We start from the raw sequence: 15237 nt of genomic DNA, 5'->3' as shown, positions 1-15237 counted from the left end.
TGGTCGGGGAGAGGGGATTTGAACCCCTGGCCTTCGGCTCCCAAAGCCGACGCGCTGCCAAGCTGCGCCACTCCCCGGTGTCACCTCCCACGCCCAGGCATCGGCCAGTCCCGCCGGCCGAGGCCGGTTGGGTCGTGGGACGTGACAATCCACCCACCCCGATCGGGTCGGAGCTGGCGGGCACTACGCTGGCCTCGCGGTGCCGCCCGGAGTTTAGTCCACCGGCTCGACACGGGCACGCACCGCCGGTTGGTCGGCCTACGGTCGTGCGACGGTACGCCTTCTCCGAGGAACGCCTGAGAGTGATCTCATGCGACGTCGGAGGGATACTCATGGGACCATGGACCGGCACCACGCGGGTGTAGCTCAATGGCAGAGCTCCAGCCTTCCAAGCTGGCCATGCGGGTTCGATTCCCGTCACCCGCTCCACACGACAGGACCCCAGGTCAGAGGCCCTCCCCCGGCCTGGGGTCTTTTGCATCTCGCTCCCTCGCCGTGGCCCGTGCCACATACGTGCCACGTCGTGAGCCCGTGTCACGCCTGTTGCGCCGCCTTGGCACGGGCGTTTCGTCGACCGCTGACCCGTCCGGCCACTCCGAACGAGGGCACTTAAGCCATCGGCGATCGCGCGGTCGCGACCCTTCACTGCGTGGAGGTAACCGAGCGCGGCTCGGCTGCCCGAACGCCCTGCTCGCTCCATCAGCTCTCGACGCGTCGCCCCGGTCATGGCGGCCAGCGTGCTTCCGGTGTGGCGAAGATCATGCAGCCGGAGGCCCTCTACCTCGACAGCGTTCACGGCCCACCTACCAGATCCGGTTGAAGTTCGACCGGCGCGGCGTTCCTCCCTTCGGTCCGACGAACATGCGCCCGTTCGGACCAGGCTCGGAGAACCACTGGAGATGTGATCGGATGTCAGGAATGACCACCGACGGAGTCGACACGATCCGCGTGCCAGCGTGACTTGGCGCTCCCCAAGGAGAGCCGACCTCGATGCTCCACGACCGCCTTGGTCACCCGGACGGTCAGCTCGTCGAGATCGATGTCAGACCTGCGCGAGGCCCGCAGCTCGCCCCACCGCAAGCTTGCGGAGGACTAATGTCCTTCTTTCCCCTGCATCAGGCCACCCGCCTTCCCGCTGTCCCACAGTCGAACGCTCACCGGCTCGACTTTCCCGAGTCGATGTACTCCTGGAGTGCGCTGGCAGGGATTCGGACGTGCCTGCCGACCTTCACGAACCTGATACGTCACTCTGCGACCAGCCGTCGGGGGAGGCGCGCCGTGGTGCCGAGGACCTCGGCGGCCTGGTCGATGCCTATGGTTGGCGGGTGCTGCTCACCATTCCGGATGCGCCATACGCGGTTCAATGCCTGCCGTCGATCCCGTACGGAACAGCACGTGCGTCGTCACGGGACTGGGAGGTAGCGCTCACTCTGGACGTCCTGCTGCCGGAGCCCCGTCCGTCTCGACCTACTCCGGCGGTGGTCTACGTCCACGGCGGTGGCTGGCAGTTGGGCGACAAAGCTGCCGGCATGTACCCCTGGCACAGTCCGTTGATGGCCGCCCATGGGTTCGTCGCCGTCAACGTCGGCTACCGATTGAGTTGGATGGCGCCACACCCGGCGCAGCAGGAGGACCTGAAGACCGCGCTCACCTGGCTACGGGCTAACGCAGGCACCTACGGCATCGATCCCAGCCGCATTGGCGTCTGGGGCGACTCCGCAGGAGGCCACCTGTGCTCCCTGCTCGGCGTCGATCAACCCGGTACTGTGCAGGCAGTGATCGCGCGAAGCGCTCCGGCCGACCTGACGAAGATCGACCTCGCCTCGATCGACAACAATGCCGTACTTGGCTCCCTGGCCGGCGGACCACCGAGCCAGTACCTGGACGTCTTGCGTCAGCTCAGCCCCGCACTGAATGTCCACGGCGCTGTCCCGCCGTTCCTGATCGTGCATGGCACCAACGACGAGATCGTCCCTTTCGCCAATGCTGAAGCCATGGTCATGGCCCTCCGACAGCATGCGGCTGATGTCACCTTCCACGTCGTCCAAGGCGGCAAGCACGGGCTACGCACAGACTCTGCCCCGCCGACCGACAACAAGCTCTGGGAAGGCCTCGGCGACCAAGCACTCGCCTTCTTCACCAAGCACCTAAGCCAATAGAACGCTTAGCCACCGCCGGTCGTCCGACCGCCCGTGCCCAGCCCATCCGCCCACGACGAACCACCGCGCGGGCACGCTTCGAGCAGCTTCGCGATCGTCGGGGGGTCCCACGCATCCCACGTTTCCGCACCCCACTCAAGCCTCTCCGGCTCAGCCAGCACGCGGCGAGCATAGGCCCGACGCCGATGCGGCGGCCAGGGCGGGCCTGCAACCTAGCCGGGCCTCATGGGCGAGGTGGGACAGGCCCGCGGCGAGTGGCCGGGTGATCGTCGGATGGCCAGGCGGAAGCGTGGAAGTGCCCCGGCGTGAGCCCATCGAGCTGCAACTTCGCGCCCCGGCGCACCTGGGCGGCTACACGGAGACTGTGCAGGGTCTGTGCAGGGTGTGGACAAGCTGCCCGAACGACGGGAGAGGAGCGCCCGCGCCCCCCAGGGGTACTCATGGCCATGCCTGACGCGGTGGACCATCGCGTGGGGACCATGCGGGTTGTCCGGACTGAGTACGGCCGCGAGAAGGACCGCGAGTGGTCAGTCGGTCAGTGTGGTGGCCATCCATTCGTGCATACCGCCGTCGTTCATGGGGCCTTCGAGTGGCCCCGTTCGCAGGATCGTCTGGACGGCTCTGGTTTGCGTCCAGCGCAAGGCCCTCTCGACGTCGATCTCGGCGGCGTCGGCGAAGATCTGGATCCGTCTGCGGAGGGCTCGGTCGGGGTCGGGCAGGTCTCGCAGCTCGGTCCAGCGGTCGCGGAGGTGGGTGAGGCATTCGAACGCGATCTCGCCGACATAGCCGAGGGGGTCGATGGCGAGCCAGTCCTCGCGTGTTCCACGGAGCACGTTGGTTTGGTTGAGGTCACCGTGCAGCATCGTGTTGGGTTGGTCTGGCCCAAGCTCCGTGCAGGTGGCGATGGCGGCGCCAACGGCGCGTGCGGGGAGGGGATCTCCCGCGGCTGCCGACATGGTGGGAAGTTCGGCCGCCCATTGCGCGAACACTGGCTCCAGCCTGGGTGGTCCGGGCGGTGCGGGGACTGCGAGTCGTCGGGCCAGGCGGCCGATGATGATCATGGCTTCGTCGGTGTCGGTCACGGTGGCCAAGGACTCCGGGTGGAGCTGTTCGAGCAGGATCGCGGAGTTGGCGTCGTCGCGCTCCAACAACAGCGCGGCTCCCCGTCCGGCCCAGGTGGCGAGCGTGGTCGCCTCGAACTGAGGGGTCTCATAAGGCGGCGACACCTTCAGCATGGCGCCGCTGCCATCTAGCCGACGTACCGGGACTACGACGCCTGCCCATCCGGACATGGCTGGCCCGGCGATGATGCACGACCAGCGCTCCAGCAGTTGAGCGACCAGTCCAGGCAGACGGTCGAACCATTCGCGAGCCCGATCGCCCTGGACATTGACGAGGGCGTCGCGAAACGCGGCCGGAACAGTGAAGGCTCGAGGATCAGCTTGACTCATGGAAACAGATTCGATCACCCCGGCGCAGGGCGTCCACAGGTTTCAGGAACCGTGCCGCTGAGGTGCCCCCGAGCGCCCGGCACCAACCGTCAATGATTCGCGCCCGCCAGTACCGGTCCACGCTCAGCGCGCGAGGCGCGCCGGCTGGCCAGGAACGGTCCCACCGCGCCGGGCCGAGATTGGTACGGTCCGCAGAGGGTTCGACTACGACGCGAAGGAGCCCGTGCCGATGCCGTACACACCCACTCGATTCTCCGTGAGCGTCAAAGGCGTAGTGGTACGGGACGGCCGGGTTGTCCTGCTCATGAACGAGCGGGACGAGTGGGAACTTCCAGGCGGCCGGCTGGAGCCCGGTGAACAGCCCGAGACCTGCGTCGTCCGCGAGGTCCAGGAAGAGACCGGCTTGGAAACAGCGGTGGTCGCGATCCTGGATTCATGGGTGTCCCACATCGGAGCTGGCCCAGGTGTACTGATCGTCACCTATGGCTGCGCCGTGATAGGGGACACAGCGCCAGTCCTCTCGCATGAGCATCAGCGAATCGGGACGTTCTCCGAGCCCGAGGCCTCGGGCCTTGCCATGCCAGATGGCTACAAGCGATCGATTTCGGCGTGGTACAGCCACCTGCGCTCTGGTGCTCGTGCCTAGACCGCGCGCAAGCACTGCGTTTGGCCGACCCGTTCACGATCTCCTCGCCGCACCGGCCGTGGCCGACCAGACGACTCGTTCGCCGTCTTCCAGATACGCCACCGTTCCATTTGCCCGCGCCTCCAGGCAGGCCGCGATTCGACGGGCAAGGAGTGGAGAGAGCCTTTCCGCTGCCTCCTGAGGAGAGCAGAACGCCCAGCCGCGAAGCTCATCCGCCGGCACCGTGATCTTCGCAGCCACATCCGCCGGCACCATGCCCCCGTCGAAGACGAGCATCACGCCCTCCGTCCTCCCCTCCTGAGGCGGAACCCAGTCGACAGCCAGAAGACCACCTACCGGCAGACGGACGCCAAGCTCCTCCTCCAACTCCCTGCACACGGCCTCGTACGGAGACTCGTCAGCCTCGACAGCCCCGCCCGGGACTTCCCAGTAGTCCTTGTATGTCGGTTCAACGAGGAGTACTCGATCCTCAGCGTCGAGGAGCAACGCACCCGCCCCCATCCGCTTCCGAGCCAGCGGGATCGTGTGCTTCTCGGCCGTCGCGGCGTGTTCGTTCATCCGCCGCACGCTACTGGACGACTCACCAGCGCCGAGCCAACGACCTGCAGTGGCGAGCGGTGACGACCTCTTGTCGACTGCCTTGGAAGTGCGTACGAGAAGGTCGCGATCAGGCTGCCTGCCTTGACGGATCGCAGCGCGCGGGCCTGGACCGTGCACACCCAGGGCACCACCATGGGCCGGGACGAGTGTCCCCGAACGGGCCCTGACCAGCACGCGATGATCCACGCTACAAGGACACTCCGTCAGGAGCGCCCGAGGCGGGCGCGGCGTGGCTGTTGCCGTGACCTGGACCGCGCGCGATCGGCACGGTAAGAGGCCGATCGCCGTACGGGGAATACTGCGTCACGGACATGCCAGGGTGCAGCCGCTCGTCATCGCCGTACCGCTGCAACAACAGGGCATCCAACCGACTCTCGTCCGCAGGTGAGGCGGCGGACTCGACCGCGATCAGTAGGTCCGCGATGTCGTCGATGAGGGCCAGCGTGGAGTCGGGAGGACCGCCTGGCAGGCTCACGGCACCCCAGCCGTCCCACAGCAGCAGCTCGTCGGCGTAGCGGTGAGCAAGTTGCATCAGAACGTAGTTGTGGATGAACCACATCCCGGCGAAGTCCGATCCCGGACCAGTCCCGAACAGGTGCGGGTCCAGGGATCCGGCGCGACAACCCTGCCAGACCTCGGCCGCCGTGCGGAAGGAGGCATCGGCACCAGCCGGAATGTCGTGTGGCGTCGGCAGCGTCTCGGTCGGCTCGGCGATTTCCGGGTCGAACCGCACCCAGCGCTGCGTTTCCCTGTCGTAGGTCTGCACGATCACATGGTCATGGTTGTAGCCCGGCCTGAGGTAGCCCGCGAAACCCACCAGAGAGCGGGCCGGAATTCCGTGCTGACGCAGGACCCCGACGCAGAACAGGGTGTGATCACGGCAGCAACCCTGAACCCGATCGGTGGGATCGCGAGGCTCCGCGAGTGGCTTCCGGTGCCTCTCCTGGTCGATCTCCAGCATGACCGCGAGCCAGCGACTGTGGATGTCGTTCCGGGTGGATGCGGGAAGCTCCAGCCCCGACCCTCGATAGTGCACGATAACGTTGCGCGCCACCGCTGACAGGCCCGGAATGTCGGTGGGCACATCGTCCAGCAGCACCGCGTGCCTGCCGGGATCCGAGTACGGCGAGTGCCTGCTCCAGTCACGTAGATCCGTCATACACGCGACCCTAGATGTACCGCACCCGCAACCGGAAGCGAGTGCCGCGCTTCACCTGGTAGGCCTCCCTGTCCACGACTTGGCCGCTGCGCTGACCGACCCACCGCCAGCACTCCTCGTACCCGGACACGACCGACGGGGTCACTTGCGACCGGGTGCGTACTGAGCTGGACTGACTCGGCAGAGCGCAAAAGAATGACGGCGTACCGCTTTCTGACAGAAGGAGCCACCAGTGCAGCCAACTCGCGTCATCGCGAACCTGTCCGTCCCAGATATCGGCGAAGCCCGGGACTTCTATGTCGACTACCTCGGGCTGAGCGTCGAAGGGCTCAACATGGGATGGGTTGCCCGGTTCCAGTCTCCTGATGGCCAAGCGGTCGTCCAACTCGTCACCCGTGACGCCACCGCTCCGCATGACTCCGTGATCTCGGTCGCGGTCGGCGACGGCGTTGAGGAGGCGTACGAGGAAGCGAAACGACGCGGGTTCGAGATCGTCCATCCGCTCACCACCGAACCTTGGGGCCTGCGGAGGTTCCTCGTTCGCGCACCAGACGGCAACGTGATCAACATCGTCAGCCACAAGAACGATTAATTCCTACCGGGTTTCCCACTCGAGAGTGTCGCTGTCCACCGGTCGTGGCCGGGAGCAACCCCTTGCCGGCCGTTATGCGTCACGACGGCAAGCCGAAAGGGGCGCTGACATGAGTCTGCTCCGACGATTCACAGCCGCCGTCACCGTGTCCGGACTGCTCTTGAGTGGCTCAGCTGGATGCGGCATCGCGGGCGACTCCAAAGAACAGAAGAGTTCCTGGCAGCAGCCTGGCGCCTACACCTACACCCTCGAGTCGACCGAGGGGAATCGAGCGCTGCTCGGGAAGTATCGCATCGCGGTTCGGGATCGCCACGTTGCGGAGGCGGAAGGCTTCGACGAATACAGCAGACGCGTCGTGACGAAGATGCCGCAGGTCGTACCGACACTGGGCGACCTGCTCCGGGAGGTCGAGCAGGTACGGAACAGGAACGCCGACACCGCAGAGGTGACCTACGCCGCGGACGGGCATCCGACTCAGATCGTCTAGGACTTGGACAAGGACGCGGTCGACGATGAGGCAAAGCACGTCATCACCGCGTACGAACAGGTCGACCAGTAGATCCAGACGCACCGGCAGACGTAGATCGCCACGGGTTGACCTTCCGGGTGCCCAGGCCCGTAGTGGTGGATCGAGGTGGACTCTTCGCCTATCCGCGCAGGTCGCGGGTTTCGACGTTGAGGTCTTCCCAGGCGTTGGCCAGGCGGCGGATCTCGCCCAGGTCGATCTGCGGATCGAGCAGCCGACGGTCGGGTTGAAAGTGGACGGTCGTCCCTGTCGTCTCGTCGTCGGCGATCTGCACAAGGTCCGTCACCGGCACACCGTGCTCATAGCGCTGACTCCACGAACCGCTTTCGCGACGGTTGACATGCACGAGCCACTCGCTGAGCGCGGCGACGACAGACATGCCCCGCCTCGGATGTTCGTCGGGCAGCGACTGAGCCTGTGACGAATCGAAGAACCGAATGTCTTTGCTGCTCAGAACCGGCTTCTTCACGAAACGACCGTTCGGATCGCGGCGGGTGTCGGTGCCACGTCCGTCATCGGCAATCGAGATCGAACCGTCTGCGAACACCGAGACACGACATCGGCCGCCGTGACCGCCTGCCGCTTCGTCCGCGACATAGGCGAGCACCTCGAGCGCCAGGTGGATCGCGCCTGTCGGCGCGAACCCGGCAGCGTCCCGCCGGATCGCGGTCAAGTGCGCGAGATCTACGCCGACCGCCCAGTCATGTGTGGTGTTGCGCCACGGCGATGTCGCCACCGCACGACGCTACCAGCCAGAGGTCACCACGGCGGGGTTCGTACGCGGGATGGTCAGTCCGCCAGTGTGGTGGCCATCCAGTCGTGCACGCCGCCATCATCGAAGGCGCCCCCGTTCGGAGTATCACCTGGACGGCTCTGGTTTGCGTCCAGCGCACCGCCCTCTCCAGGTCGATCTCGGCGGCGTCGGCGAAGATCTGGATCCGCCTGCGGAGGGCTCGGTCGGGGTCGGGCAGGTCTCGCAGCTCGGTCCACCGGTCACGGAGGTGAGTGAGGCACTCGTAGGCGATTTCGCCGACGTAACCCTGGGGGTCGATGGCGAGCCAGTCCTCGCGCGTTCCGCGGAGCACATTGCTCTGGTTGAGGTCGCCGTGCTGGGTGGTGTCGGGTTACTCCGCGCCCAGCTCCACGCAGGTCGCGACGGCGGCATCGACGGCTCGTGCGGGAAGGGGGTGACCCGCGGCCGCCGACATGGCGGGAAGTTCGATCGCCCACTGCTCGAACATCGGCTGCATCCGGGGCAGTCCGGACGGTGCGGGGACAGCGAGCCGTCTGGCCAGGTGCCCGATGACTGTCATCGCTTCGTCTGTGTCGGCCAGCGAGGTCAACGGCTCCGGGCGGAGCTGTTCGAGCAGCATCGCGTAGTTGGCGTCGTCGCGCTCCAGCAAGAGCACTGCTCCGTACCGGCACCAGGACTCCCGCCCACCCGCACATGACGGGCCCGGCGATGACGCACGACCAGCGCGCCAACAGATCTGCGACAAGCCCGGGCATGCGGTCGCACCACTCGCGAGCGCCCTCACCCTGGCCCTCGATGAGCGCATCGCGCAGCCTCGCAGGAACGGCCAGGAATTGCGCGTCAGCTTGACTCATGGCAGCCGATTCGATCAATCCCGCGGGGGGACGTCCAGTGGTTCCACGACCACGTGGATGGCATCCGCAAACCGAACTCCGTGGAAGTCAGGGGCAGTCTCGATCCTTCGTTGCCAGCAGTACGAAGCCACCGGGAAGCTTGCGAAGCTCTTCCTGCTGCTGTGTGGTGAGCTCCGGCCTGTCGTTCGGGTACTCGTCCAGGAGCTCGATGCGCATACCCGACCGGGCCAGTGCAGTGATGACGTCACCAATGGGCCAGCGGAACTCCACGGTTTCCGGCATGATGTCGTCGGGCCCTGTGCCGGCCAGGCCTGGCGGACCGGCAGCGTTCCATTGTGGCCGGTTCCGCCGGAAGTAGTCCTCAACGGCGACGTACCTCCTGCCGTCGAACTCGAGGCAGCTCGCGAGTGGATGGATCTCGTCGACGAACAGGCGTCCGCCCTTCTTCAACGCCGCCGTGACGATTCCTGCCCATTGCTTGATGTCTGGGAGCCAGCCCAACGCTCCACAACTCACGAAGACGACATCGAACCCAGCGGACAGCAGCTCGGACGGCAGCTGATACACGTCGGCCACGACGAACGTTGCTTGCATGCCCGCGATCTCGGCTTTACGACGGGCGTGTCTGATGTTCTCCGGCGCGATGTCCACACCTGTGACATGTGCTCCAGCGAGTGCGAGGCTGAGGGTGTCTTCCCCGGAGGCGCACTGCAGGTGCAGGACGTCGAGACCGCGCCACTGCGAGATCGGCAGCTCGTTGGCGGCCAGGTTCGCCTCACCTTGTGCGAACAGCTCTCCCGGGTGAAGACCTTCACCACGTACGACAGCGATGGTGTCCCACGCATGACGATTGACCCCGGTAAAACGGGCGATCTCGGCAGGCTCCACGCCTGCGAGGGTAGAGCGACACGGCAGGCACGGCTACCCAATATCCACAGGTCACCGCCAGGTCTGGATCCGGGCCTCCGTTGCCACCGCTACCGGCTGAGTCGTCCGGAAAGCACCTCGGAGCGGCTGTTCCAGGCGGTTCTGATCAACTCCTGGCGGAGCTCGGCACCGCCGCCGGAGTGCTCGCAGACCCAGTCGAGCTCGTCGCCCAGCGAGATGCCGAAGTTGCCGGGATCGTCGGAGGAGACGACGACCGGGAGCCCGGCGGCTACGAAGCGCCGGACCGGATGGTGCGCCGGGTCCACGATGCCGCCGATCCTTCGGTTGGACGTCGGGCACACCTCGATGACCGCTCCGGTGGTGCAGGTGCGGCCCATCGCGTACGTCTGCCGTCGGCGTACCTCATCGAGGCGCGCCGCGTCGTAGTCGACTGTGACGGAGGCGCCGTCGGGTAGCGCGGCGAGGTCCGCGAGTTCGGTGCGGAGAGCCACGGAGTCAACTGCGACACCGGCCGCGCGCAGTCCGGCGCAGTGGTGGAGGTCGTAGGCGATCTGGTCCCTGCGTTCGCTGACAGGTTCCTCTCGGGAGTGCGCGCCGTACAGGTGAGGATCCACCCCGAGCGCGATCGCGTGACCGAGCCGGTGCGCGCCGAACTCGGCCGCTTCCTGCACCCACCGGACGGCACTTTCGAGGCTCTTGTCCCGGAAGCTTTCCCCCACGTGGTAGAGGATCGCCAGGGAGCGCTGAGGGTTGGCCGCGTTGAAATCCTGTACCGCGTGGAATATCGCGGCGGCGTCCTTCGGTGGATGGCCCTCCTCGATGTTGCAGAAGTCGATGCCGGTCAGCACGTCGCCGTGGGGTCCGAGTGCGATTTCCTGCACGAGCTCCCAACCCGGCCACGGGTTCGTGCGGTTCAGCGAGATAGCCAGGCGTTCAGTTGGTCCGGCATCACCGTGGTGGTACGCGTCCAGAACCGTATCGAGCACTGCCCGGTTCCGCGGTGTGTCGAGGTCAACCCCGAACAAGACGCGGTGTTCGGCGTAGCTGATTCCGTGTCGGATATGGTCGGCTCGGATGCCGGTCACGATCTTGGCCATCTCGGCCGCGATCTCGGCCGGCCCAGCGTCAGGATCGTTGAGCGCCAGGCTCAGGGCCATCAGGTTGCCCTTGGCTTGAAAGCGGTCGAAGTTCCCCGCGTCCTGGTCGCCGAACACGTAGAGGTTCTCGAACTCGGCGGCCGCCGTGGCGTCTCCTTGGCGGTACCGTTCAACCACCTGCCGGACGGGCGGGATCGTGCCATACGCGGCCTTCATCCCTGACTCGTACCAGTCCCACCGGACCTGGCCGCGGACCACCAGCTGACGGAGGAGATCCAGCGGGCGGATGCAGCCGAACAGGTGAAGGTGCAACTCTGCGAGCACGGCCGCCACGCTGCCATAGTCGACCGTGAATCCACACGGCATTATTCCGAGCTACTTCTAGGACGAGACTCATGATGGTGCCTAGGCGAATGCGGTCGTCCACCCTGAGTCGTTGATCGCCGCCGACGCCCACACCCAGGCGGGACCCCGACGGCGAATCAGCTCAGTCGCGCATCTCGCATCGCTGTGTGCCGGTTGGTCAGTGAAGCACAGCGTGGTGCGTGCGATGGCGTACGGCAGTGCGTGGCGTTCCGCTCTCGAGAGCGGTTCAGTGAGCGTTTCGTCATAGGCATCGACGAGCTCTCGCAGCTGGCAACGCCGCCGGACCGACGTGTCGTCGCGCCCGAGTCGCTCGTTGGCATAGAAGAGCGTCAACGCAAGGTCATCGATCCGGGGCCGGTAGCCCATGAAGTCCAGGTCCGTGATGAGGACGATCCGGGAGCCCGTGAACCTCACGTTGTCGTCCCAGAAGTCACCGTGGACGAGCTGGCGGGGCAGCAGGTCGACGAGACCTGCCTCGGCTCTCTGCACCTGCTGCGCCAACGTCTCGGCGACCTCGGCGTACCGGAAGTCCTCGTTCGACAATTCGGCGGCGCGCAGCGCGGCCACCCATGCCCCTACCACGTCGACCACACGACCGGCGTCGACGTGATTGGCCACAGGAGCGTGGGCGGCCGATTCGTCGACACTGGCGAGGCTGAGCCGGTTGTGGATCTGCGCGAGCACGGGCATCGCCAGGCCGATGTGCGCGAGGGACTCCATGTACGTCTCCGACGGCACGAACTCGTCCGCCTCGATCAGTCGGCCCCCGAACTCACACCAGTCGCTGCCATCGAGCGTCGGCCGGAGAGGTGCGAACGGAATGCCAGCATCGATCAGGAATCGGCGGACCTTCTGCACGGCCGCCAACCGTGGTGCGGTCATCGACGGCCGGTACATTCGTACGACCAGCCGCTCATCCCCATGCGATACGAGCATGTTGAGGTTGAACGAGTCCCCGAGTTCCCGGTACTCCGCCGTGGATGGCAGACCGTAGGCTGCGCTGACGGCATCGATCAGCTCGCGGGACATCGTTCCACGGGACGGCTGGCCGGCCATGGTCTCTCTCCTCGAGCGACTCGACTCACTATGGGTGCCGTCGGCGGGCACCACTACCGTAACGAGTTCTCCCCAGACGAGTTCGGAGGCGACGTGGAGGGGCACCGGCCGGAGTTCAGAGAGTCCGAGAATCCGTGGGCGCCGACAGCAGTCGTCGCCGAGATCAACGAACGCAAGGAGTCCTTCCAACAGGCCAAGAACGAGGCCGGACTGGACCACTGCAAGGCCCGCAGTTTCCGCGCATGGTACGCCCACATCACCCTCTCGATGCTCGCTCTCGCCTGGCTGGCCGTCACGAAAGCCCCTGCCATAAAAGGGAAACCAGCCCAGCAGAACAAAACATGATCAATTACACGCTACCGGAGATCCGCCGACTCCTCGTCAATCTGATCTTGCGACACGCCCCCGAACCCGATCACATCTGGGGATGGTCCCACTGGCGACGACGACTCCAACACCAAGCCCGCGAAAGCCACTACCAACGACGAGGACATCCACTCCCACAAGTGCCGTTGCAGTATTAACCGCGATAGGTGTGTTGCTAGCCGGGGTCAGTGTGGGAGTCCGGCCCAGAAACCGCAGCGGTGGTCGGTGGCGTACGGCGTCGGGCCGATGCCACCAGTCGACATCCCGATCACGGTGCCTGCCGTGCCGAACTCGGGCCAGGGCGCCCGGCTGGGACCGTTCGGGTTGCCAGTGCCGGCGAACGCCGACCAATAGTCGACGATCGTCGCCGACAGCCGATCCTGATCAGCGGACAGCTCCGGGTACGGGTTCGGCCAGAGGGGGTCGAGGTCCCACAGGTATGGCTGGTCCAGGCCATGATAGGAGCCCATCGGGAACCCGTTTCGGTCCTGACCGCTGTCCTCGGCAAACTCGTAGGCGTAAACCGGCTGCTGCGCGGCGGCGGCCTCGGCCGTGCGCAGTACGGGACAAGCGCCGATGGCACCGCCCCAGTCGCTGAGCACCGCCGACAGGGCGAGCGCCGGGTTGTCATAGTCGGTAAGCGGATACTCCGCGAGTACGACGCCGGCCCTGTCCCCGAATGTCTGGGTGATCATCGCGCGGTACTCCTGCTCGGTCAGCGCCGCTCTACCTGAGACGAACGACCGCATCTCGTCCCGGGTGCCGCCAACCATGAGCGGGACCCGAGCGGCCGATCCGTAGCGCAGCGCGTCGCCCGGCTGCTGCGGTAGCACCGATGTACCGGCGACCGGGTTCCACGGCCGGTCGCTCACCCGACCGTTGAGCTGCCAGCCGACGCCTGCGAGCGTTGTGAGGAGCTCGGCCGGGGTGCGCTCGCGAAGACAGGCGGCGACATCGGCCGCCATGTCGCAGCCGAGATCCTCGGCGGCCCGGGCGCCGAACGCGTGGGCATCGACCAGGGTTGGCACCCGGTTGTCGCAGGCACCGCTCTGCGTAATCGCCCGGTGGAACAGGCCACGCGATATCGGCGAGGCAAGCTGGGCACACACAGCTCGGGCGCCGCCGGACTGGCCTGCCAGCGTCACGTTGTCCGGATCGCCGCCGAAGTTGTCAACGTTGCGGCGCACCCAGCGCAGTGCGGCGGCCTGGTCCATGAGTCCATAGTTCCCTTCGCCGTGCTCCAGCGCGGGCGAGGCAAGGAAGCCGAGCGCACCGAGCCGGTAGTTCACCGTGACAACGATCAGGCGGCCCGAGGTCGCGAGCCGCGCGCCGTCGTGCTCCCGCGCACCGCCGGAGTTCAAGCCGCCGCCGTGCAGCCATACCAGGACTGGAATCCGCTCCCCCGGTCGGACATCCGTGGGCAGGGTGACGTCGAGATAGAGGCAGTTTTCCGTACCCACCATGCCCTCGGGTCCGCCCTGCGGGCAGTACGGACTCGGCCTCGTGGCGTCGCGGACCCCAGACCAGGCCCGCGGACGTGCCGGCGGTCGCCATCTGCGCCCGTCGACAGGGGGCGCGGCGTACGGGACGGCGGAGTAGTTCACGTGGTCATCGGTGACGCTGCCGCGCAGCCACCCGGACTCCACGCGGACCACGCCCGGGCCTGGATGGCGTGGGACGGCCGAAGCCGGCGAAGCGACAAGAGTCGCAGCCGCAACTACAGCGACCGCGAGCAGAGACATGGCACGGGCGCGAATCGACATACCGGCAAGTCTTGTCGGCCTGGACAATCGGCGCGTACGTCGACAGTCCCCACTTCCGCTACGTCACAGGACGTACATCCCATCCGAGAGATGCCCCGTCGATCTCATCGTCAAGAGCCACAACGAGGTGCGACCGATGCACTCGCGGAGCCGGTGCTTGATTCCGCGCCAGGCCAGGACGATCAGGCACCGGTGGCAACCCAGTTCGCCTTCGGATCCACCAGCGCCGCAGGTGCCGGGCCTCCGCGCGAACGGGCGTCGTCTGCACCAGCAGACGATGGTGTGGAGCCCCTGATCGGCCACTCCGGTTGTCACCGGCGTGGCCGATCCTGTACGGCTACCGGACGGGGCGATAGGTCGCGATCAGTGCCCCACTGCTGGTCGGCTGGGCTTCGAGCAGGTCGAACGTCGTCAGCGCGGAGTCGTCGGCGAAAAGCCGCCTGAGACCCCCGCCGGCGACGACCGGGCTGATCATCAGGGTGAGTTCGTCGAGCAGCCCTTGCTCGATCAGTGATCGGACCAGCCCAATGCTGCCTGCTACGCCGATGGTGCCGCCGTCCTGCTGGCGCAGGTCTGCGATGAAGTCGGTCAGCGAGCCCTTGATCAGCGTGCTGTTCGACCACTCGTCCACCGAGTCGAGAGTGGTGGAGGCGACGTACTTCTGGGTGTTGTTGATGAAGCTGGCGAACGGTTCGTCGGTCGATGTCGGCCAGTACTCCGCCCATTCGGAGTACGTCGCCCGGCCGAGCAGCACGGCGTCCTGTCCGTCGAGCATGCGGGCCAACGCCGCACCCATCTCCTCGTCGAAACTTGGCTGCCACTGGTCGGGCGCCTCGACCACACCGTCGATCGAGCTGAACAGTCCTGCGTAGATCTTGCGCATGCGACGAAACTCCTTCTGGGCACCCGAAACGGGCTGATGGACGACGTACTCAGTTGATCCGAACTTGCTCGACGTCG

The 15237-nt window shown here is 66.3% G+C and carries 14 protein-coding genes, 2 tRNA genes and 2 pseudogenes; 6 read left to right on the top strand and 12 right to left on the bottom strand.

From position 1 onward, the window contains the following. Positions 1–77: transfer RNA gene (locus ABN028_RS17680), tRNA-Pro, on the bottom strand. Positions 78–355: 278 nt separating this feature from the next. Here ABN028_RS17680 and ABN028_RS17675 point away from each other — a divergent pair. After that, positions 356–429: transfer RNA gene (locus tag ABN028_RS17675), tRNA-Gly, on the top strand. A 725-nt stretch (positions 430–1154) separates the two neighbouring features. Here ABN028_RS17675 and ABN028_RS35385 read toward each other — a convergent pair. Continuing rightward, entirely contained in the window at positions 1155–1232 is a 78-nt protein-coding gene (locus ABN028_RS35385) for a hypothetical protein (protein ID WP_502879189.1), read from the bottom strand. Between ABN028_RS35385 and ABN028_RS17670 the strand changes: the two genes are divergently transcribed. Next, positions 1215–2159: an alpha/beta hydrolase fold domain-containing protein gene (locus tag ABN028_RS17670; RefSeq protein ID WP_349697334.1), complete on the top strand. Its 945-nt coding sequence runs from the start codon at positions 1215–1217 to the stop codon at positions 2157–2159. The genes ABN028_RS35385 and ABN028_RS17670 overlap by 18 nt on opposite strands. Before the next feature lie 527 nt (positions 2160–2686). Here ABN028_RS17670 and ABN028_RS17665 read toward each other — a convergent pair. After that, positions 2687–3610: an aminoglycoside phosphotransferase family protein gene (locus tag ABN028_RS17665; protein WP_349697333.1), complete on the bottom strand. Its 924-nt coding sequence runs from the start codon at positions 3608–3610 to the stop codon at positions 2687–2689. A 229-nt stretch (positions 3611–3839) separates the two neighbouring features. Here ABN028_RS17665 and ABN028_RS17660 point away from each other — a divergent pair, with 229 nt between their 5' ends. Continuing rightward, positions 3840–4256 (top strand): NUDIX hydrolase, encoded by a 417-nt coding sequence (locus tag ABN028_RS17660; protein ID WP_349697332.1) that lies wholly within the window; start codon positions 3840–3842, stop codon positions 4254–4256. Positions 4257–4289: 33 nt separating this feature from the next. On the opposite strand, the gene ABN028_RS17655 is transcribed toward ABN028_RS17660, so the two are convergent. Then, positions 4290–4814 (bottom strand): NUDIX domain-containing protein, encoded by a 525-nt coding sequence (locus ABN028_RS17655; RefSeq protein ID WP_349697331.1) that lies wholly within the window; start codon positions 4812–4814, stop codon positions 4290–4292. A 229-nt stretch (positions 4815–5043) separates the two neighbouring features. Then, positions 5044–6015 carry a transglutaminase domain-containing protein gene (locus ABN028_RS17650; RefSeq protein ID WP_349697330.1) on the bottom strand — a complete coding sequence of 324 codons (972 nt, stop codon included), beginning with the start codon at positions 6013–6015 and terminating at the stop codon, positions 5044–5046. A gap of 232 nt (positions 6016–6247) precedes the next feature. Here ABN028_RS17650 and ABN028_RS17645 point away from each other — a divergent pair, with 232 nt between their 5' ends. Together ABN028_RS17645 and ABN028_RS17640 are read left to right on the top strand one after the other, a co-directional pair. Beyond that, positions 6248–6607: a VOC family protein gene (locus tag ABN028_RS17645; RefSeq protein ID WP_349697329.1), complete on the top strand. Its 360-nt coding sequence runs from the start codon at positions 6248–6250 to the stop codon at positions 6605–6607. Between the two features lie 109 nt (positions 6608–6716). After that, positions 6717–7094, top strand: a complete 378-nt coding sequence (locus ABN028_RS17640; protein WP_349697328.1) for a DUF6174 domain-containing protein — start codon at positions 6717–6719, stop codon at positions 7092–7094. A gap of 160 nt (positions 7095–7254) precedes the next feature. On the opposite strand, the gene ABN028_RS17635 is transcribed toward ABN028_RS17640, so the two are convergent. The 5 genes and pseudogenes from ABN028_RS17635 to ABN028_RS17615 form a co-directional block, all read right to left on the bottom strand. Continuing rightward, a complete protein-coding gene (locus ABN028_RS17635; protein WP_349697327.1) occupies positions 7255–7740 on the bottom strand; it encodes a hypothetical protein in 486 nt (161 codons plus the stop codon). Between the two features lie 94 nt (positions 7741–7834). After that, a pseudogene (locus tag ABN028_RS17630) lies at positions 7835–8692 on the bottom strand (aminoglycoside phosphotransferase family protein). A 136-nt stretch (positions 8693–8828) separates the two neighbouring features. After that, positions 8829–9629, bottom strand: a complete 801-nt coding sequence (locus ABN028_RS17625) for a class I SAM-dependent methyltransferase (protein WP_349697326.1) — start codon at positions 9627–9629, stop codon at positions 8829–8831. 89 nt (positions 9630–9718) lie between these two features. Further along, positions 9719–11050, bottom strand: a complete 1332-nt coding sequence (locus ABN028_RS17620; protein ID WP_349697325.1) for a hypothetical protein — start codon at positions 11048–11050, stop codon at positions 9719–9721. Positions 11051–11131: 81 nt separating this feature from the next. Then, a complete protein-coding gene (locus tag ABN028_RS17615; protein WP_349697324.1) occupies positions 11132–12148 on the bottom strand; it encodes a phosphotransferase enzyme family protein in 1017 nt (338 codons plus the stop codon). A 174-nt stretch (positions 12149–12322) separates the two neighbouring features. Between ABN028_RS17615 and ABN028_RS17610 the strand changes: the two are divergent. Next, positions 12323–12493 (top strand): annotated as a pseudogene (locus tag ABN028_RS17610) (IS701 family transposase); the annotation flags it as partial. A 206-nt stretch (positions 12494–12699) separates the two neighbouring features. On the opposite strand, the gene ABN028_RS17605 reads toward ABN028_RS17610, so the two are convergent. Both ABN028_RS17605 and ABN028_RS17600 read right to left on the bottom strand, forming a co-directional pair. Continuing rightward, positions 12700–14277, bottom strand: coding sequence for a carboxylesterase/lipase family protein (locus tag ABN028_RS17605; RefSeq protein WP_349697323.1), 1578 nt, complete (start codon positions 14275–14277; stop codon positions 12700–12702). 337 nt (positions 14278–14614) lie between these two features. Then, on the bottom strand, positions 14615–15160 hold the full coding sequence (locus ABN028_RS17600; RefSeq protein ID WP_349697322.1) for a dihydrofolate reductase family protein: 546 nt from the start codon (positions 15158–15160) through the stop codon (positions 14615–14617). Positions 15161–15237 lie beyond the last annotated feature (77 nt).

Source organism: Actinopolymorpha sp. B17G11 (assembly GCF_040196095.1).
Lineage (GTDB): Bacteria > Actinomycetota > Actinomycetes > Propionibacteriales > Actinopolymorphaceae > Thermasporomyces.
The sequence above is the reverse complement of the archived record's forward strand: the minus strand, read 5'-3'. Positions and strand labels throughout refer to the sequence as shown.

Coding starts and splice junctions, on each gene's coding strand:
- ABN028_RS17665 (WP_349697333.1), bottom strand. CDS start 3,610: ATGAGTCAAGCTGATCCTCGAGCCTTCACTGTTCCGGCCGCGTTTCGC.
- ABN028_RS17660 (WP_349697332.1), top strand. CDS start 3,840: ATGCCGTACACACCCACTCGATTCTCCGTGAGCGTCAAAGGCGTAGTG.
- ABN028_RS17655 (WP_349697331.1), bottom strand. CDS start 4,814: ATGAACGAACACGCCGCGACGGCCGAGAAGCACACGATCCCGCTGGCT.
- ABN028_RS17650 (WP_349697330.1), bottom strand. CDS start 6,015: ATGACGGATCTACGTGACTGGAGCAGGCACTCGCCGTACTCGGATCCC.
- ABN028_RS17640 (WP_349697328.1), top strand. CDS start 6,717: ATGAGTCTGCTCCGACGATTCACAGCCGCCGTCACCGTGTCCGGACTG.
- ABN028_RS17615 (WP_349697324.1), bottom strand. CDS start 12,148: ATGGCCGGCCAGCCGTCCCGTGGAACGATGTCCCGCGAGCTGATCGAT.
- ABN028_RS17605 (WP_349697323.1), bottom strand. CDS start 14,277: ATGTCGATTCGCGCCCGTGCCATGTCTCTGCTCGCGGTCGCTGTAGTT.
- ABN028_RS17600 (WP_349697322.1), bottom strand. CDS start 15,160: ATGCGCAAGATCTACGCAGGACTGTTCAGCTCGATCGACGGTGTGGTC.